General features: G+C 67.9%; 19 protein-coding genes. 5 read left to right on the forward strand and 14 right to left on the reverse strand.

The annotated features are described in order from the left end of the window. A partial coding sequence (locus ACFOWZ_RS05880) for an HNH endonuclease signature motif containing protein (RefSeq protein ID WP_382369922.1) occupies positions 1 to 796 on the forward strand: 796 nt, incomplete at its 5' end. Positions 797 to 1,726: 930 nt separating this feature from the next. Here the strand turns inward: ACFOWZ_RS05880 and ACFOWZ_RS05885 are convergent. From ACFOWZ_RS05885 to ACFOWZ_RS05895, 3 genes are read right to left on the reverse strand one after another with little or no spacing between them, the layout of a single operon-like run. After that, positions 1,727 to 2,386: a hypothetical protein gene (locus ACFOWZ_RS05885; protein WP_382369924.1), complete on the reverse strand. Its 660-nt coding sequence runs from the start codon at positions 2,384 to 2,386 to the stop codon at positions 1,727 to 1,729. After that, a complete protein-coding gene (locus ACFOWZ_RS05890) occupies positions 2,383 to 3,258 on the reverse strand; it encodes an ATP-binding cassette domain-containing protein (RefSeq protein ID WP_382369926.1) in 876 nt (291 codons plus the stop codon). Before ACFOWZ_RS05890 ends, ACFOWZ_RS05885 begins: the two co-directional genes overlap by 4 nt. Continuing rightward, on the reverse strand, positions 3,258 to 3,623 hold the full coding sequence (locus ACFOWZ_RS05895; RefSeq protein WP_382369928.1) for a GntR family transcriptional regulator: 366 nt from the start codon (positions 3,621 to 3,623) through the stop codon (positions 3,258 to 3,260). Before ACFOWZ_RS05895 ends, ACFOWZ_RS05890 begins: the two co-directional genes overlap by 1 nt. Positions 3,624 to 3,687: 64 nt before the next feature. Between ACFOWZ_RS05895 and ACFOWZ_RS05900 the strand changes: the two genes are divergently transcribed. Then, positions 3,688 to 4,506, forward strand: a complete 819-nt coding sequence (locus ACFOWZ_RS05900) for a hypothetical protein (RefSeq protein WP_382369930.1) — start codon at positions 3,688 to 3,690, stop codon at positions 4,504 to 4,506. After that, positions 4,503 to 5,183, forward strand: a complete 681-nt coding sequence (locus ACFOWZ_RS05905) for an SDR family oxidoreductase (protein WP_382369932.1) — start codon at positions 4,503 to 4,505, stop codon at positions 5,181 to 5,183. The genes ACFOWZ_RS05900 and ACFOWZ_RS05905 overlap by 4 nt, the downstream gene beginning before the upstream one ends. Here ACFOWZ_RS05905 and ACFOWZ_RS05910 read toward each other — a convergent pair. The 3 genes from ACFOWZ_RS05910 to ACFOWZ_RS05920 form a co-directional block, all read right to left on the reverse strand. Then, positions 5,173 to 5,367: an MbtH family protein gene (locus tag ACFOWZ_RS05910; protein ID WP_030474268.1), complete on the reverse strand. Its 195-nt coding sequence runs from the start codon at positions 5,365 to 5,367 to the stop codon at positions 5,173 to 5,175. The genes ACFOWZ_RS05905 and ACFOWZ_RS05910 overlap by 11 nt on opposite strands. Positions 5,368 to 5,381: 14 nt before the next feature. Next, the gene (locus tag ACFOWZ_RS05915; protein WP_382369934.1) at positions 5,382 to 6,635 is read right to left on the reverse strand and encodes a lysine N(6)-hydroxylase/L-ornithine N(5)-oxygenase family protein; all 1,254 of its coding nucleotides are present in this window, start codon (positions 6,633 to 6,635) and stop codon (positions 5,382 to 5,384) included. 84 nt (positions 6,636 to 6,719) lie between these two features. After that, complete coding sequence (locus ACFOWZ_RS05920; protein WP_382369936.1) at positions 6,720 to 7,352, reverse strand: helix-turn-helix domain-containing protein; 633 nt, start codon at positions 7,350 to 7,352, stop codon at positions 6,720 to 6,722. A 19-nt stretch (positions 7,353 to 7,371) separates the two neighbouring features. On the opposite strand from ACFOWZ_RS05920, the gene ACFOWZ_RS05925 reads away from it, so the two are divergent. Then, a complete protein-coding gene (locus ACFOWZ_RS05925; RefSeq protein ID WP_382369938.1) occupies positions 7,372 to 7,737 on the forward strand; it encodes a DUF4345 family protein in 366 nt (121 codons plus the stop codon). Here ACFOWZ_RS05925 and ACFOWZ_RS05930 read toward each other — a convergent pair. The 7 genes from ACFOWZ_RS05930 to ACFOWZ_RS05960 form a co-directional block, all read right to left on the reverse strand. Next, positions 7,706 to 9,028, reverse strand: coding sequence for a GH1 family beta-glucosidase (locus ACFOWZ_RS05930; RefSeq protein WP_382369940.1), 1,323 nt, complete (start codon positions 9,026 to 9,028; stop codon positions 7,706 to 7,708). The genes ACFOWZ_RS05925 and ACFOWZ_RS05930 overlap by 32 nt on opposite strands. Continuing rightward, positions 9,021 to 9,977: an ABC transporter ATP-binding protein gene (locus tag ACFOWZ_RS05935; RefSeq protein ID WP_382369942.1), complete on the reverse strand. Its 957-nt coding sequence runs from the start codon at positions 9,975 to 9,977 to the stop codon at positions 9,021 to 9,023. Before ACFOWZ_RS05935 ends, ACFOWZ_RS05930 begins: the two co-directional genes overlap by 8 nt. Continuing rightward, the gene (locus ACFOWZ_RS05940) at positions 9,974 to 10,792 is read right to left on the reverse strand and encodes an ABC transporter permease (protein WP_382369944.1); all 819 of its coding nucleotides are present in this window, start codon (positions 10,790 to 10,792) and stop codon (positions 9,974 to 9,976) included. Before ACFOWZ_RS05940 ends, ACFOWZ_RS05935 begins: the two co-directional genes overlap by 4 nt. A gap of 5 nt (positions 10,793 to 10,797) precedes the next feature. Further along, on the reverse strand, positions 10,798 to 11,778 hold the full coding sequence (locus ACFOWZ_RS05945; protein WP_382369946.1) for an ABC transporter permease: 981 nt from the start codon (positions 11,776 to 11,778) through the stop codon (positions 10,798 to 10,800). Further along, complete coding sequence (locus ACFOWZ_RS05950; protein ID WP_382369948.1) at positions 11,775 to 12,695, reverse strand: ABC transporter ATP-binding protein; 921 nt, start codon at positions 12,693 to 12,695, stop codon at positions 11,775 to 11,777. The genes ACFOWZ_RS05945 and ACFOWZ_RS05950 overlap by 4 nt, the downstream gene beginning before the upstream one ends. Position 12,696: 1 nt before the next feature. Further along, positions 12,697 to 14,337 carry an ABC transporter substrate-binding protein gene (locus ACFOWZ_RS05955; protein WP_382369950.1) on the reverse strand — a complete coding sequence of 547 codons (1,641 nt, stop codon included), beginning with the start codon at positions 14,335 to 14,337 and terminating at the stop codon, positions 12,697 to 12,699. A 104-nt stretch (positions 14,338 to 14,441) separates the two neighbouring features. Next, positions 14,442 to 15,437 (reverse strand): LacI family DNA-binding transcriptional regulator, encoded by a 996-nt coding sequence (locus ACFOWZ_RS05960; protein WP_030474275.1) that lies wholly within the window; start codon positions 15,435 to 15,437, stop codon positions 14,442 to 14,444. A 244-nt stretch (positions 15,438 to 15,681) separates the two neighbouring features. Here ACFOWZ_RS05960 and ACFOWZ_RS05965 point away from each other — a divergent pair, with 244 nt between their 5' ends. Beyond that, the gene (locus ACFOWZ_RS05965) at positions 15,682 to 16,221 is read left to right on the forward strand and encodes an MOSC domain-containing protein (protein WP_382369952.1); all 540 of its coding nucleotides are present in this window, start codon (positions 15,682 to 15,684) and stop codon (positions 16,219 to 16,221) included. Here ACFOWZ_RS05965 and ACFOWZ_RS05970 read toward each other — a convergent pair. Beyond that, positions 16,218 to 16,955, reverse strand: coding sequence for an alpha/beta fold hydrolase (locus ACFOWZ_RS05970; protein ID WP_382369954.1), 738 nt, complete (start codon positions 16,953 to 16,955; stop codon positions 16,218 to 16,220). The two genes, ACFOWZ_RS05965 and ACFOWZ_RS05970, sit on opposite strands and share 4 nt — an antisense overlap. Positions 16,956 to 17,061 lie beyond the last annotated feature (106 nt).

The raw sequence follows: 17,061 nt of genomic DNA on the forward strand, positions 1-17,061 counted from the left end.
ACCCAACGAAGTGCGCAAGTTCGGCGAAGACCTGCTCTACCGCCTCTACCAGAACGACCCAGCACCCGGTGACACCGAGCCCGCGCCGCCCGGCAACGAGCACAGGATGCGCTGGAAGAACGGACGGCTGGAGATCCGCGCCAAGCTCGACAAGGTCACCGGCGCCAAGTACGAGGCACTGATCGACCCCTTGGCCAAGCCCCGCCCGCAGACTTCGGACGAGGGCCCGGACCTGCGCAGCCGCGAGCAACGCGAAGGCGACGCCCTCGCCGAGCTGGTCAACCTGATGCTGCGCGCCGACCAACTCCCCGAACACGGCGGCGAACCAGTCACCCTCACTCTGACCATGTCCTACGACGACCTCGCCAACAGGGTCGGCCACGCCACCCTCGACAACGGCGACCACATCCCTGCCGACCAGGCCCGTCAACTGGCCTGCAACGCGGGCATCATCCCCATGGTCCTGGGCGGCGCAGGCCAGCCGCTCGACATCGGCCGCAAGACCCGCACCTTCCCGGCCGCAATCCGCCGGATCCTGGTCACCAGGGATCGAGGCTGCGCCTTCCCCGGCTGCGGCAGACCACCCAGACAGTGCGACGCCCACCACATCCGCCACTGGGCCAACGGCGGCGACACCTCCGTCGACAACGCCGTCCTGCTCTGCCGCCACCACCACACCCTCATCCACCAGAGCAAGTGGGAAGTCAGCCTGGTCAACGGCCTCCCGACGTTCTACCCACCGGCCTGGCTCGACCCGCAACAAAGACCCAGACGCAACCTGATCAACACCGCCTGACCACGGCCACGCGGTGTCGATGAAGGCCGCCAGGCTACGGGGGAGGCGGTGCTGATGAAGGCCGCCTGGCTGCGGGTAGGCAGGCTGGTGAAGACCCGTCCTGGCCACGGCGAGACGGCCTGATGAATGCTGCCTTGGTCACGGCCAGGTGCCTCCAGGCGCCTCGTACGCGGCGACGCCCAGGCCGGACAACGTGCCCGCGAGCCGCCAAAGCCTGACCGCGACGAGGCACCCGCGCCAACGCTGACTGACCGGCGGCTGCGTGGGCGGTGGCCGTTTCTTCCTCCTGTTGCGCTACCCGTGCAGCGCGCTACTCCTGCCGCGTGGGGGCAATTCCGCGAACGTAACCCGCGGGGACAATCTCTCGAAGGAAACTAGTGAGGTCAACCCGCGAAGGTAACCTGCGGGGCAGCAACCCGGTGAGTCAATCCCGCAGGGTCACATCTAGCGCAGCTAATCGCCCGAACCCGATGTCGAAGCCGAAGGTAAACGGGAATGGCGTAGGCAAGCCGAATCTCCCGCAGCAACGCTGGCAATGGCGAAACCAAGCACCCCCATCGACCGCGATGGCGAAGCCGAGCCGGACAGGGTAATGCGAACGCGGGCAAGCGGTAATGACGAAAGCCGAACAACCCAGCGCAACCACGCACGCTTGCGATTGGGGCTTGACTTTGGGAGCGAGGTGCTACGCTGGTTGGATCGGCCGGGCTCTTATTGCCCGGCTTTTCAAGGCCGATGAGCGCCTCGCAAGGGCCCCGAAGTCAAGCCCCAATCGCAATCGTCGCGAAGCGGCGATGAAATGACCCGGCTCGTCATACGACCCACGCGCCACCAACGCAAGGCGACACGACATACGGCAGGCGACCACTCCGCTGGAACCCGCGCCGAACCACCCCAAGCCGACCCGCACAGGACGACCCCGCCTCACACTCAAGACGTCCGCGTCCGAACTGGCATGTCCCAGGCAACCACCCAAGTCCCCACCACCGCACCCAAGAACGCCCCGACCGACACCAGATGCCACCCAGCTCCCATCAACGACGGCAAGTCGGGCAGGAACGGCAAGTTCCCCGAACCAGGAATCCCCGCAGTCGTGACCATCACAAGCCCCAACCCCACCGGCACCGAGAACACCCCCGCAGCACCGAACCGATCGAAAGCCGCCGCACAGAACATTCCCACCACGCACCACACCAGGAACAACAGGAAGTAAGCGACAACAGACCCGTGCGCATCCGCCGTCCACCCCATGGCCGAGTACACAACACCCTCAACCAAGAACCCTACCCACACGATCAAGCTCAGAACAAACGCCAGCACAACCGAAAAACCAACCCCAGCAGCAAGAAACTCACGCCGCGTCCGCCCATGCGCAACAGCGACAGGCAACGCGTTGTGGATCACGTAGATCCCGGCCCAGAACACGAACCAGCGCGCGACCTGAGACCCCAACACGTTCCACCCGCTGATCGTCACGTCCCGAAAGCCCGAAACCACGAACGTAAGCACGACAACCAACACGAAGGCACAAGCCGCAACCACAGCACAGAACGCCACCAACGTACGAACCAGATGCCGGAAGACCTTCACCGCTTACCCCCGACCGGTTCGGTGAGGTGCACGAACAGGTCCTGCAACGCGATCGGCCCCAACTCCAGCCCGAGCTGACGCGCCCGCACGAGCTGCCTGTCGTCCAGCCCTCCGTACACCATCGCAGACTTGCTGCGCCCCAACGACTTCGAGCTGAGCACGGTCAGACCCGCGGTGAACTCGTCCACGTCGGCAGCGTTTCCGGTGACCTCGGTTCCGCGCGACCGCAGCACGTCGGCCTCCTCCTGCAGCACCAGGCGGCCCCCGTCGATGATCACCACTTCTTCCAGCAGTGAGGCCAGTTCCTCGATCAGGTGGGTGGAGATGATGATGGTTCGCGGGTGCGCCATGAAGTCGGTGAGCAGCGCGTCGTAGAACGCGTATCTGGTAGGCGTGTCCATGCCCAGGTGCGACTCGTCGAGCATCGTCAGCGGCGAGCGGCTGGCCAGGCCGATCACCACGCCGAGTGCGGATCGCTGGCCCAGTGAGAGTTCGCTGACCTTGCTCTTCAACGGGATCTTGAACAGCTCGACCAGTTCCAACGCGTACGGGTTGTCCCACGTGTCGCGCCAGGCCGCGCCGTACTCGAGGACGTACGAGACCTTGTCGCTCTTGTCCGCCGCGTCGGCCGTGTGCCGGACCAGGCAGACCTTGCGCATCGCGGCGGCGTTCTCGAACACCGGTTCGCCGTCGAGCTGAACGGATCCTGAAGGCTTGCGGTAGCCGGCCAGTGCCGACATCAGGCTGGTCTTGCCCGAGCCGTTGCGGCCGAGCAGTCCGTAGATCTTGTTGCCGGACAACGAGAAGCTCATGTCGTCCACGGCCGTGACGGCGCCATAACGAACCGTTAAGCCCTGCACGTCGACGCGCATCACATGTCCCCCTGCTGGTGCTGCTCGATGCGACGGATGACGTCGGCGAGCGGAATGCCGATGGCGCGTGCCTCCGCGACCATCGGGTCCACGACCTCGCCGAAGAAGCTCTCCCTGCCCTGTGCCCGCAGCATGTCGCGAGCCTGCGTGCTCACGAACATCCCGATCCCCCTCTTCTTGTAGAGCACCTGTTCGTCCACCAGCTGCTGGAACGCCTTCGCCGCCGTGGCCGGGTTGATCCGGTAGTAGGCGGCGTACTGGTTGGTCGACATGACCTGCTCGTCCGCCTTCAACACCCCGCTGAGCACGTCCGCCTTGATCCGGTCGGCGATCTGGCGGTAGATCGGGCTCCGGTCGTCGAACACGGTTCACTTCCTGGGTTCGTTACTCATGTAATGAACCATAGCAGTGTCGGCGTAGGATGCGCACGTGGTCGGGATCGCGATCCTGTGCGCGGTGCTCGCGGCCGGGTGCAGCGCGCTCGGTGCGATGTGGCAGCACGCCGGGGTGCGGGAGCTGAGCGACCTGAAGCTGACTTCCGCGTACCGCCTGATGTCGTCACGCCTCTGGGTCTTCGGGTTCCTGGTGCTGTTCGCGTGCGCGATCCTGCAGATCGTCGCGCTGGCCCTGGCACCGGTGTCGGTGGTCGCGCCGCTGAACGCGCTGGCGATCCCGATCATCGCGGTGGCGCGGGCCCGGCGGTTCAGCGGTCTGCTCGCGTCGGCGGTGCTGGTGGCGACGGCCGGGATCGTGGTGTTCGTGTCGATCACGGCGGGCTCCGCGGTGCCGACCGACGTGTCGCCGAAGGTGGCCTTGCAGGCAGGACAGCTCGTGGTCGCGGGCGTGCTGGTGTGCGTCGTCGTGGCCACCTTCACCTCGGACGCCGTCAGGGCGCTCGCACTCGCGGTGGGCGCCGGCATCGCGTACGGACTGGTCGCCGTGCTGGTCAGGGACGTCACGACCACGCTGCCGGAGATCGAGTGGATCTCACTGCTGGGCCTCGTCGTCGCGTTCCTGACCGGCGCGTGGTTCATCCAGCTCGGCTACGCCGCCGGCCCGCCCGACCTCGTCGTGGCGGGACAGACCGTGGTCAACCCGATCGTCGCCGCGTGGATCGGCATCAAGCTGCTCGGTGAGGGCAGCGGGATGAGCGGCCTGACCCAGGTCGGTCTGGTGGTCAGCGCGATCGCCGCCGTGACGGGGACCGTCGTGCTGGCTCACTACTACCGTGCCAGGGTGAGTGCATGAGCTTCGTCGTCACCGGAGGCACCGGTTCCCTGGGCAGGCACGTGGTGGCCGCGCTGCCCGGCGCCCGCCCGGTCTCCCGCTCGACCGGCACGGATCTGTTGCGCGGCAAAGGTCTGGGCGCACTCCGAGCAGACGTCGTGGTGCACTGCGCAACGTCGTTCCGGCACGAGGTCGCCATGGCACGCGCCGTGCTCGCCGCCAGGCCGGCACACCTCGTGTACATCTCGATCGTCGGCTGCAACGAGGTCCCTCTGCCCTACTACAAGCAGAAGCACGCGACCGAGCGTCTGATCATCTCTTCCGGTGTGCCGCACACGATCCTGCGCGCCACGCAGTTCCACTCGTTGCTGCGCAGGATGTTCGACAACGCGTCGAAACTGCCGCTCATGCCGGTGCCGGGCTTCCGCTTCCAGCCGATCGACGAGGCAGAGGTCGGCCTGGAACTGGCCGCGCTGGCCCAGGCCGCGCCCGCGGGCATCGCCCCGGAGATGGGCGGACCCGAGATTCGCGAGGCGATCGACTTCGCCCGCATCTACCTGACCGCAACGGGAAAGACCCGCGGGCTGCTGCCGTTGAAGGTGCCGGGAGCGACGTACCGCGCCTACCGCGCGGGCGGGAACCTCACCCCGGACCGCGCGGTCGGCAAGCGGACGTTCGAGGACTACCTCACCGGATAGAGGCCGGCCGCAGATCGGTCCAGTTCTCCTCGACGTACGCCAGGCACGCGTCGCGGCTCTCCTCGCCGAAGACCTTCGTCCACCCGGCGGGCACCTCAGCGAACGTCGGCCACAGCGAGTGCTGCTGCTCCTCGTTGACCAGCACGAAGAAACGTCCCTGCGGATCCTCGAACGGGTTGGTCATGACAGGCCCTCTCCTCACTTGACTGCTTCGAGCTGCGACATCGCCTCCGCCACGGCCACCGGCCGTCGCAGGATCGAGTCGAGAATCTCGCCAACCCGCACGGCCGTGTTCGACAGCAGCGAAGACGTGATGCCGTGCGTGTGCTCCGTACCGCCCTGCAGATAAATCCCACCGCGGACGTCTTCGTTCGTGACCAGGCGGTAGTCGCGGGTCACCTTCAACCGGCCGTGCTCGTCGCGCTCGCACTCATCGGCGAGCTCCCCGAGCAACCGCGCCGGGTCCGCCGGCCGGTACCCGGTCGCGTACACGACGACGTCGGCGTCGACCGGCACCCGCGAACCGTCCGCGAGCGACTCGATCACACACGAGCCGTCCGACCGCACATCCGTGAGCCGAGACGTCTTGTGCAGCAACAACCTCTGCTGCCCGAGCACCTTCTCCCGGTAGACGCGCCGGTACAGCTCCTCGATCAGGTCCTGGTCGACCACGCCGTAGTTCGTGTTGGCGTGGTAGCCCATCAGCTTGCGCTTGACCTCCTCCGGCGCGGCGTAGAAGTCGTCCACCGCGGCGGGGTCGAAGATCCGGTTCGCGAACGAGCTGTCGTCGGCTGGGCTGTACCCGTACCGCGCGAAGACGCCGTGCACCACGGCCCCCGGAAACCGTTCGTGGAAAAAGGCCACTGTCTCCGCCGCGCTCTGCCCGGCGCCGACCACGACGACCTGCCGCACGTCCTCGAGGGTCTCCACGCCGTGGAGCAGGTCCTTGTTGTGCCAGATCCGCTCACCGGGAGCGACGCCGTCCGGCAGGTTCGCCTCGAGCCCCGTCGCGAGCACCAGGTTGCGCGCCCTGACCACCTCGGTGCCGGCGGCGAACTCGAACCCGTCACCGCGGACACCGATCGCGCCGACCTCGGCGCCGTACGACACGTGGTGCGAGACCCGCTCCGCCGCCCACTCGAAGTAGTCGTGGAACTCCCTGCGCAGCGGGAAGAGGTTCTTGTGGTTGACGAAGTCGATCAACCGCCCCCGCTCGCGCAGGTAGCAGAGGAAGCTGAAGGTGCTCGTGGGGTTGCGCAACGTGACCAGGTCCTTGAGGAACGAGACCTGCATGGTCGCGTCCTCGAGCAACATCCCGCGGTGCCACCCGAACCGGGCCTGCCTCTCGAAGAACCGCGCGCGAACGGGCAGCGCGTGCTCCTCGACCGCGATCGCGAGAGCGAGGTTCGACGGCCCAAAGCCGATGCCGGCCAGGTCCAACACCGGTTCCATCGCGATCCTCTCCGAGCACCAGGGCGGCGTAAAGCAACCCTAACTTAACTAAGGCATACCTTAGCTAGTGCGTTCGGGCGTGATCTACGCCGCTGGAGCGCCGTTCGAGTCGGTGTCGAGCACGACCAAGCGGGCCCGACGGCCCAACAACGCGCTCGCGGTCAGCCCGAACAGGTCGTGGAAGGTGTCGCTGAAGTGGCTCGGCGAGGCGAACCCCGCCTCGGCGGACGCACTGGTCAGGTCGGCACCTCGGTTCAGCGCGCCCGCGACCCGGAGCATCCGCGCCCACAGGCGGTAGCGGCGGAAGCTCGTGCCCGACTCCGCCGAGAAGAGGTGCAGGAACCTCGACGTCGAGAGGTTGATCTCGGCCGCGACCTGCGGCGCGCTCAGCGCGGGGTCGGCCAGCAGGGTCGCGAGCGCGGCGCGGATCCGGTCGTCGGTCGAAGCGGGGTCGAGGTAGAGGAACAGCATCCGGCCGCCCTCCGACACGATCTGGTGCCGCGTCCTCGCCGGGACGAGGGCGCTGCGGACCCGCCGCTCCCCGGCGCTGTCCACCAGCGTGAACGGTGCGTCGACGCCCAGCGCGAAGCAGTGCACGGCGCCGGAGTGCGGGTCCAGCTGGAGTGAAGGCCCCAGGTAGGCGGCCTGGCCCGGCCAGATCCAGATCGTCGCCCGCTCCTGCGCGCAGCACGTTTCCGGAAGCGGTGCCTGGTCCACGCCGCCGATGATTCCACGCGTGCAGACCACGATCATCGTCCTCGCCGGCACGTTCTTCCTCGCGATGGGCGGCTACGCGCTCGCCGCCCCCGCCGCGCTCGCCAGGCCGTTCCGCATCGTCGTGGACGCGCCGGAGAGCCGGTCGGAGATCCGCGCGGTCTACGGCGGCTTCGGCCTCGCGATCGCCGCAGTGCTGACCGCGGCCGCGTTCGACGTCGGCGGCATCCGCACGGGCGCCGTCGTCACGGTCGCGGCGGCGCTGGCCGGCATGGCGCTCGGCCGGTTGGTGTCGCGGCTCGCCGACACGGCCACCGCGTTCTACCCGGTCTGGTTCTACTTCTGGGTCGAGGCCGTCACGGCCGCCCTGCTGTTCGCGATCGCGTGATCAGGTCGCGGTACCACTGTCCGCTCTGCTTGACCGTCCGCACCTGGGTCTCGTAGTCGACCCGCACGATCCCGAACCGCTTGGCGTACCCGTAGCCCCACTCGAAGTTGTCCATCAACGACCACGCCAGATACCCGCGCACGTCCGCACCGGCCCGAACCGCCGAGGCGACGGCCGCGATGTGCGACTCCAGGTAGTCGACGCGATCGGCGTCGGCGACGTACCCGTCCACGACGTCCAGGTCGTCGAACGCCGCCCCGTTCTCCGTGATCACCATCGGCACGCCGTAGTCCCGCTGCAACCGCACCAGCAGGTCCGTGAACCCGGACGGCACGATCTCCCAGCCCATGGCGGTGACCGGCAACCCCTGCGGCACCACCTCGGTCGCCTTGTGCACGTGCGAGGTGTAGTAGTTGACCCCCACCACGTCCAGCGGCGTCGAAATGATCTCCAGATCACCGGCGAGAACGGGCAACTCAACCCCGCGCGCAGCGATGTCGTCGAGCACGTCCGCCGGATAACGCCCGTGCACCAGCGGATCCAGGTAGATCCGCGTCCCCAGCCCGTCCGCCCGCCGAGCCGCGTCCACGTCCCGCGGGTCGTCCGAGGCGGCGGAGTGCGTGCCCATGTTCAACGTGATGCCGACCGACGCCGCACCGCGCGACCGGAGCTCTTGCGCCGCAAGGCCGTGCCCCAGCAACAGGTGGTGCACCGCCCGCATCGCCTCGCCGAAGTTCCGGCGCCCAGGAGCGTGCCGGCCGGTGTCGTACCCGAGCATCGCCGAGCACCACGGCTCGTTCAACGTCGTCCAGGTGGGCACCCGGTCGCCCAGCGCGTCGTGCACCAGACCCGCGTACTCGGCGAACCGGTAGGCGGTGTCCCGGAAAGGCCACCCGCCGGCGTCCTCCAGCTCCTGCGGCAGATCCCAGTGGTACAGCGTCAACCACGGATCAACCCCCTTCTCCAGCAGCTCGTCGACGAGCCGCGAGTAGAAGTCGATCCCCTTCGCGTTGACCGACCCGCGACCGCCCGGCTGCACCCGAGGCCAGGACACCGAGAACCGGTACTTGTCCACCCCCAGCCCGGCGATCAGCGCGACGTCGTCGGGCATCCGGTGGTAGTGATCGCAGGCGACATCACCGTTCTCCCCGTTGGCGACCGCACCGGGCCTGCGGGAGAACATGTCCCAAATGGACAGAGTCCTGCCGTCCTCGTCGTGCGCGCCCTCGATCTGGTACGCCGACGTCGCGACGCCCCAGAAGAAGTCGCTCGGCAGGGTCAGCTCAGACATGCAAACCCTCCAACCAGCAGGCGACGCGACGCCGTTCCTCGACCGGCTCCAGCGAAGGCATCCGCTCCCCGCACACGTCCATCGCGGAAGGACAACGCGGGTGGAACGGGCACCCCGTCGGCATCGAACGCAGGTCCGGTGGCGATCCGGGAATGCCCCGGAGCTCACGCCGCGGGCCGCGCAGCGCCGGGAACGACGACAGCAGTCCCTGGCTGTACGGGTGTTTCGCCGCGCGGTAGATCTCCGACGCCGGCGCCTCCTCGACGACCCGGCCGCCGTACATGATCGCGATGCGGTCGGAGAACTCGACCAGCAGCGAGATGTCGTGCGTGATGAAGACGATCGAGAAGCCCAGGGTCTCCCGGAGTCGCATCATCTGACCGAGGATCTGCCGCTGCACCACCACGTCCAGCGCGGTGGTCGGCTCGTCCATGATCACGATCTCGGGTTCGAGCGCGAGGGCCATCGCGATCATCACGCGCTGCCGCATGCCGCCGGAGAGCTGGTGCGGGTACGACGACAGCCGGTCGACCGGAATGCCCACCAGCGACAGCAGCTCACGGCCGCGAGCCGCCCGCTCCGGCCGCGACATCGACGGCCGGTGGGTGCGCAGCACGTCGTCGATCTGCGTGCCGACCGAGATCACCGGGTTCAGCGCGTTCATGGCGCCCTGGAACACGATCGCGATCTCGTTCCAGCGCAGCACCTGGAGCTGTTTCTCGGTCAACGAGAGCAGGTCGTGGCCCTTGAACAACACCTCACCGGACGGCACCCGCCCCGGTGGCTGGAGCAGGCGGGTCGCGGCGTAGGCCAAAGTGGACTTGCCGCTGCCGCTCTCCCCCGCCAGGCCGAGCACCTCGCCGGCGTTCAAGGTGAGCGAGACGTTGTGCACGGCCCGCAGCGAGCCGTAGTCGACCGAGAGATCGCGGATCTCCAGCACCGGACTCATGCGCGCACCTTCCGCAGCCGGGGATTCGCGTACTCGTCGATCCCGAAGTTGATCAAAGCGAGCGCAGTGCCCAGCAACGCGATGCAGAGGCCGGCGGGGACGAACCACCACCACGCGCCCTGGCCGAGCGCCTGGTTGCTCTGCGCCCAGAACAGGATCGTGCCCCAGTTCCAGGTCGACAGCGACACGACCCCGACGAACGACAGGGTGATCTGGAGCATGACCGCGAAGATCACCGTGCCGACGAACCCGGACGCGATGACGGCCATGAGGTTCGGCAGCACCTCGAAGACGATGATGCGCCACGTCCGTTCGCCGGACGCCCGCGCCGCCTCCACGAAGTCGCGGCGCCGCAACGACATCGTCTGCGCGCGCAGCACCCGAGCACCCCACGCCCACGCGGTCAGCGAGATCACCGCCGCGATCAGCACGGTGTCGGCCGACGGCAGCATCGAGGCCACGATGATGATCAGCGGCAGCGCCGGGATCACCAGGAAGACGTTGGACAGCATGGACAACGCCTCGTCGGCCGCACCGCCGAGGAACCCGGCCGTCACGCCGACCAGGATCGACAGGAACGTGGCCAGCACCCCGCAGACCAGTCCGACGACCATCACTCCCCTGGTGCCGACGAGCACCTGGGAGAAGATGTCCTGCCCGGTCATGGTGGTGCCGAACCAGTGCGCGCCCGACGGCGGCGACAACAGGTCGTCGCTCATCGCGGACGGGTCGTACGGCGCGATCCACGAGCCGATGACCGCGATCAGCGTGAAGAAGGCCAGAATCCCGAGGCCCAGCCTGGTCTTGAAGTTCATCGGGGTCAGCCCTCCCGTCGCGTGCGCGGGTCGAGCAGCAGGTAGCCGACGTCCGCGAGCAGGTTCGCCACCAGCACGGCCAGTGTGATCACCAGGAACACGCCCTGCATCAACGGGTAGTCCTTCGCTCCGATGCCCTGGAACAGCACGTAGCCGAGGCCCGGGTAGGAGAACACCATCTCCACCAGCAGCGCGCCGCCGACGATGAAGCCCAGCGACAGCGCGAAACCGGAGATCGACGGCAGGACGGCGTTGCGGGCGGCGTAGGCGAACATGATCCGCCGCTGCGACAGGCCCTTGGCGCGTGCGACCAGCACGTAGTCCTCGGCCGTGACGGTCACCATCATGTTGCGCATGCCCAGGATCCAGCCGGCCACCGAGCTCACGACGATCGTGATGCCGGGCAGGACCGCGTGTTCCAGGACGCTGCCGATGAACTCGCCGGACCACTCCGGCACGAGCCCGGCCGCGTACCCGCCGGACGCGGGCAGCAGCGGGAACGTCACGGAGAACACCGAGATCGCGATCAGCCCGAGCCAGAAGTACGGGATCGACGACAGGAACGTCGTCACCGGGATCAGCGAGTCCATCCACGAACCGCGCTTCCACCCCGCGTAGACGCCCATCAGGGTGCCCAGCAGGAACGCGATGATCGTGGTCACGCCGACCAGCCCGAGCGTCCACGGCAACGACTGCGACAGCACGTCGGCCACCGGCGTCGGGAAGAACGTGAACGACAGCCCGAGGTCGCCGCGCAGCAACGCACCCCAGTAGTCGACGTACTGCGCCCAGATCGACTTCTTCTCGTCCAGGCCGAACAGGATGTACAGCGACGCCATCGCGTCGCTGTTCAGCCGCCCGCCGAGCTTGGTGATCATCGCCTGCACCGGGTCACCCGGCAGCAGGCGCGGCAGCAGGAAGTTCGCCGTGATCGCCGCCCACAGCGTGACCAGGTAGAAGGCGGCGCGGCGCAACAGGAAAGTCATGCCGCCGCCTCCACGTACAACCAGCAGGCCGCCCAGTGGCCGTACGAGTCGACCTCGGTGCGCGGCGGCGCCTCGGTCCAGCAGCGCGACTGCACCTTCGGGCAGCGGGGCGCGAACCGGCAGCCCGTGGACACCGCCGCGACCTCCTCCGGCGGAGCGTCCAGCGCGACCACCGACCGTTCCGGATCGGGCGCGGACTCGATCAGCAGCTGCGTGTACGGGTGCGCCGGCCGCTGCGTCACGGTCTCGCTGTCGCCGCCCTCGACGATCTGCCCGCCGTACATCACGAACGTCTCGTCCGCGAAGTAGCGCGCCGACGCGATGTCGTGCGTGATGTAGAGGACCGCGAGCTTGAGCCGTTCCTTGAGGTCCAGCAACAGGTTCAGCACACCGAGCCGGATCGAGACGTCCAACATGGACACCGGTTCGTCGGCGAGCAGCACCTCGGGGTGGGCCGCAAGCGCTCGCGCGATCGCCACGCGCTGCCGCTGACCACCCGACAGCTCGTGCGGATACCGCGAGGCGAAGTCGGCGGGCAGGTTCACCCGTTCCAGCAGCTGCTCCACAGTCTCCGGCCGCTTGTGGATCTTCAACGGCCGGGTCAGGTGGTAGCGGATCGTGTGGATCGGGTTGAGCGATGCGAACGGGTCCTGGAACACCATCTGGACCTTGCGCCGGTACTCCCGGACCCGTCGCACCTTCCTGCCGTCGAGCAGGATCTCCCCCTCGGTGGGCTCCACCAGCCGCGCCAGCAGCTTCGCCACCGTCGACTTCCCGGATCCCGATTCGCCGACGAGGGCGGTCACGCGCCCGCGGCGCAGGACGATCGAGACGTCCTGCACCGCGCGCACGCGCTTGTAGGTCTTCACCAGACCCTTTGCTTCCAGCGCGATCCCAGCGGGTTCAAGAACAGGCATGTCAGGCGGCCGGCTTCAGCTTCATGACGATCTGCAGCGCGTTCGGCAGGGTGGCCTGCGGCGGACCGTACGGGTCCTCCTCCGACGGCCAGCCGACCCAGCTCTTCGTGCTGTACTCCGCACCGATCGGACCGGCGGAGGTCGGGATCATCGGCACCTGCTCGACCATGATCTTCTGCAGCACCGCGAGGCTCTTGGCCCGTCCCGCGTCGTCGGCGGCGTTCGCGTACTCGGCGAGCGCGGCCGTGGCCTCGGGGTTGTTGTAGCGGCCGAAGTTGACCGCCGCGGTCTGCCCGATCGGCTTGATCTCCGCGCCGTCCATGATGTTCTGGTACATCTCGTACGGCGTGGCGCCGGTGTTGGTCCAGCGCAGGGAGCCCTGGAACGCGCCGTTGGCGAAGTCGGTCGTCCACGCGTCCGCGGTCTGCGTGCGCACGGTCGCCTCGATGCCGATCTTCTTCAGGTCGCCCTTGATGATGTCGAGCACCGTCAGGTAGTCGGACCAGCCGGACGGGTTGGTGAGCTCGATCGTGACGGGCTTGCCGTCGGGCGCCTTGAGCACGTCGCCCTCGAACTTGAAGCCGGCCGCGGTCAGCTTCTGCTTCGCACCGTCGACGTCGATCTTGAACTTCGCGTCCTTGTACTCGGGCGCGAGGAAGGAGTCACCGGCGGGCAGCGGCATGCCGGTCTTCGACTCGAGCTTCGGGAAGAGCTTCGCCTCACCCTTGACGAAGATCGCCTCGCGGTCGATCACGTCGCTCATCGCCGCGCGCAGAGCGGCGTTGTCGAACGGCGCCACGGTCGTGTTCAGCCACAGGCCGTGGATGCCGAGACCGGCCGGGAACCACAGCTTGTGGTTCTTCGGGTCCTTGTCGACGTAGAGCTTTTGGTAGTCGGGAATGAAGACGTACGACCACTGGCTCGCGCCCGACGCCAGCGCGGTGGTCTGCGCCGTGTTGTCGTTGTACGAGGTGTACTGGATCTCCGGGACCTTCGGCAGTTCCTGCCAGTACTCCGCCCGCCGCGCCACCGTGACGGTCTGCGAAGTGAACGACTTCACCTGGTACGGGCCGGTGCCGACCGGGTTCGGGTTGGTGTAGGTCGTCGGGTCCTGCACGGTGCTCCAGATGTGCTGGGGCACCACCATCGCGCTGATGACCTTGTTGCGGTTCACGAACTGCGGCGAGCCGAACGTGACCTCGACCTTGCCGTCCGGCGTCGCCGTCGCGGTCTCGACCTTGAGCGAGTCGCGGTTGTTGAGCGCCGGCCACTTCTTGAGGATCTCGTACGAGAAGGCGACGTCAGCGGCCGTGAGCGGCTTGCCGTCGGACCACTTCACGTTCTCCCGGATCGTGAAGGTGATCTTCTTGTAGTTGTCCGCCCAGTCCCACTTCGTCGCGAGCCACGGCACGGGCTCCTGGGCGGGCCGCGTGTTGTTCACGAACGCGAGTGGCTCGTAGATCACGTAGCGGTAGCCGAGCGAACCCGCCGCCGACGTGGGCAGGAACGGGTTGTGGTTCTCGGTCAGCGGTCCGTTGGGCATGCCCACGGTCAACACCCCGGCAGCCTTCGTGGCACCACCGGAGGAGCAACCTGTCGCCGCGAGCGCCAGGGCCAACGCGACGATGATTGTTCTGCGCATGGGGTATCTCCCGATACGACGGTGTATGAGAGCGCTCTCGTACACGGCACGGCGAACTCGCCAGACCGCGTGCCGGCCTGGCGTGTCCGTTCAGTTGTGGTGGGTCAGGGCGCGGATTCGCGCACGATCAACGAGGTGGGCAGCACCAGCGGGTGGTCGGGCATCGGCTGTCCCTCGAGCGTGGAGAGCAGCATCCGCGCGGCGGCGGCGCCCATCTCCTGCAGCGGCTGGCGGATCGTCGTCAGCCGGGGTTCGGTGTGTCCCGCGACCGGGACGTCGTCGAAGCCGACCACGGACACGTCGCCGGGGACGGTCCTGCCTGCTTCACGCAGCGCCCGCAGCACCCCGACCGCCGAGAGGTCGTTCTGCGCGAACACGGCGTCGAACGGGATGCCACTGGCAACGAGCTTGTCGACGGCGACCTCACCACCTTCCGTGGTGAAGTCGCCGTCGACCACGAGGTCCGGGTGCAGCGTCAGGCCCGCTTCCGCCAAAGCGAGCCGGAACCCGTCCAGCCTCGCCTGCGTGCACCCGAAGTGCGGTGGTCCGGTGACGACGGCGAACCTGCGGCGACCGGCCGCGACGAGATGCCGTGCGACATCCGCGCCTCCCTGCCGGTTCGTCGTCGTCACCGAAGGGAACTCCGGGTGCGAGCCGCGATCGTCGATCATGACGACCGGCAGCCCGGCCCGGTAGAGCGTGGAGATGTAGTGCAGGGCGTCCGGCGGCTCGACCACCAGCAACCCGTCGAACGCGTTGGCGGACACGTGGTTCGCGAACTGGTTCAGCGACTCGGGCCCGCGGTTCAGCGTGTAGAGCAGCAGCCCGTACCCGTCGGCCTCGAGCGTGTCGACGATGCCCTGCAGGACCTCACCCATCCACGGCCAGGTCAGCGATGGCGCGAGCATCGCGACCGTGCGGGTGCGGCCCCGTGCCAGGCCGACGGCACGCGCGCTGGGCACGTACCCGATCTCGTCGATGACCTTGCGAACCCGCTGCGCGGTGGAGGCGTCGACGTCCGGCTTGCCGTTCAGCACGCGTGACACGGTCGCTTTGGACACCTGGGCGCGTTGGGCGACCTCCGCGATCGTGACACGCATGCCGAACTTCCTTTCCGCCGCCTCTGAAACCGGTTTCGGTACCGGTTCCGCTGAGGTGTGACGGAGTCAACAGCCTGACGTGAGCTTTAGTCAAGACTCTTTCCGGAAGTTCGTGGGAGCGTTTCCACGGCGGCGCACATCGCCGCAGGTGCCGTCCGATCAAGAAGATTGCAAGCTCTTCCCGGTACCGCTACGCCGAACGGAGCAGCCGGGGCGCTCCGGTTGATCGTGCACAATCGGTGACATGGGGGTTGTGACAGCGGTCAGCCGCAGCGAGGAGTACACGTTCACCAAGCCCGTGCGGGAGAGCATCACGCTGCTCGCCGGTCTCGGCGTCGAGGGCGACGTCCACCAGGGCGTCACGGTGAAGCACCGGTCGCGGGTCGCGCAGGACCCGACCCAGCCGAACCTGCGCCAGGTGCACCTGATGCACGCCGAGCTCTTCGACGAGCTGCGGGACAAGGGTTTCGAGGTCGAGCCCGGTGAGATCGGCGAGAACGTCACCACGCGGGGCGTCGACCTGCTCGGCCTGCCCACGGGAACGTTGCTGCACCTGGGTTCCGAGGCCGTGGTCGAGGTGACCGGGCTGCGCAACCCGTGCCTGCAGATCGACGGGTTCTCGAAGGGTCTGCTCAAGGAGGTCGTGGGCAAGGCACCGGACGGCGAGCTGGTCCGGCGCGCGGGAATCATGTCCGTCGTGCTGGTGGGTGGCGTGGTGCGTCCCGGCGACGAGATCCGGGTGGAGCTGCCGCCGGAGCCGCACAAGCCGTTGGAGAAGGTCTAGTCGTTGCCGAAGTGGTCGTCGAGGATCACCGAGATCGTTCTAGGAGCCTCGACGACCGCCAGGTGCGCCGCGTCCCCGACGATGTAGAGCTCCGAGCCGGACAGCTCGTCCGCGATGTGCCGGGCGCACTCGGGAGGCGTCGCGTGGTCCTGCGCCGCCGCGATCACCACGGTCGGCGCGTCGATCTTCGCGAGGTCGAGCCGCAGGTCCATGTCCCGGATCGCCTGGGCGCAGGCGATGTACGACGGCACGTCGACCTCGAGCAGGTCCTCGCGGAACCGCGCGACCACGGCCGGCGAGAACGCGGGCGTGAACCAGCGCGAGACGATCGCGTCCGCCAGAGGCTCCATGCCCTGCGCGCGCAGCACCGCGATCCGCTCGTCCCACACGGACTTGTCCGGGTACCACGCGGTCGTGCACATGAGCGCCAGCCGGGAGATCCGGTCGGTGTGCGCGGCGAGCCACATGCCCAGCATGCCGCCGAGGGACGTGCCGCAGTAGTACACCTGGCGCAGTCCCAAGTGGTCCAACAGCTCCACCACGTCGCGCGCCAGATCCTCGATGGTGCACGGACCTTCCACCGGTGCGCTGCCGCCGTGACCGCGGTGGTCGAAGCGCAGCAACCGGAAGGGCAGGGAGAAGTCGCGCCACATCTGGGTGGTCGTGCCGAGCGCGTTGCCGAGCACCAGCACCGGAGCATCCTCCGGCCCGGTCAGCGCGTAGTGCCCGATCACGGCGTCACCTCCTCGCAGGGCCCCGACAACCGGGGAGTCTGCCTGGGGTTTTCCCCACCCGCACGCCGAATCCACACCGGATCCGCGAGCTTCTGCGGTGTTGAGC

Origin of the sequence: Lentzea rhizosphaerae (assembly GCF_042649515.1) — a bacterium.
Classification (GTDB): Bacteria; Actinomycetota; Actinomycetes; order Mycobacteriales; family Pseudonocardiaceae; genus Lentzea; species Lentzea aerocolonigenes.

Bases quoted from the DNA above. Each gene is read 5' to 3' on its own strand.
- ACFOWZ_RS05890 (WP_382369926.1), bottom strand. From the start codon at position 3,258: ATGCGCGTCGACGTGCAGGGCTTAACGGTTCGTTATGGCGCCGTCACG.
- ACFOWZ_RS05905 (WP_382369932.1), top strand. From the start codon at position 4,503: ATGAGCTTCGTCGTCACCGGAGGCACCGGTTCCCTGGGCAGGCACGTG.
- ACFOWZ_RS05910 (WP_030474268.1), bottom strand. From the start codon at position 5,367: ATGACCAACCCGTTCGAGGATCCGCAGGGACGTTTCTTCGTGCTGGTC.
- ACFOWZ_RS05915 (WP_382369934.1), bottom strand. From the start codon at position 6,635: ATGGAACCGGTGTTGGACCTGGCCGGCATCGGCTTTGGGCCGTCGAAC.
- ACFOWZ_RS05930 (WP_382369940.1), bottom strand. From the start codon at position 9,028: ATGTCTGAGCTGACCCTGCCGAGCGACTTCTTCTGGGGCGTCGCGACG.
- ACFOWZ_RS05935 (WP_382369942.1), bottom strand. From the start codon at position 9,977: ATGAGTCCGGTGCTGGAGATCCGCGATCTCTCGGTCGACTACGGCTCG.
- ACFOWZ_RS05940 (WP_382369944.1), bottom strand. From the start codon at position 10,792: ATGAACTTCAAGACCAGGCTGGGCCTCGGGATTCTGGCCTTCTTCACG.
- ACFOWZ_RS05945 (WP_382369946.1), bottom strand. From the start codon at position 11,778: ATGACTTTCCTGTTGCGCCGCGCCGCCTTCTACCTGGTCACGCTGTGG.
- ACFOWZ_RS05950 (WP_382369948.1), bottom strand. From the start codon at position 12,695: ATGCCTGTTCTTGAACCCGCTGGGATCGCGCTGGAAGCAAAGGGTCTG.
- ACFOWZ_RS05955 (WP_382369950.1), bottom strand. From the start codon at position 14,337: ATGCGCAGAACAATCATCGTCGCGTTGGCCCTGGCGCTCGCGGCGACA.
- ACFOWZ_RS05960 (WP_030474275.1), bottom strand. From the start codon at position 15,437: ATGCGTGTCACGATCGCGGAGGTCGCCCAACGCGCCCAGGTGTCCAAA.
- ACFOWZ_RS05965 (WP_382369952.1), top strand. From the start codon at position 15,682: ATGGGGGTTGTGACAGCGGTCAGCCGCAGCGAGGAGTACACGTTCACC.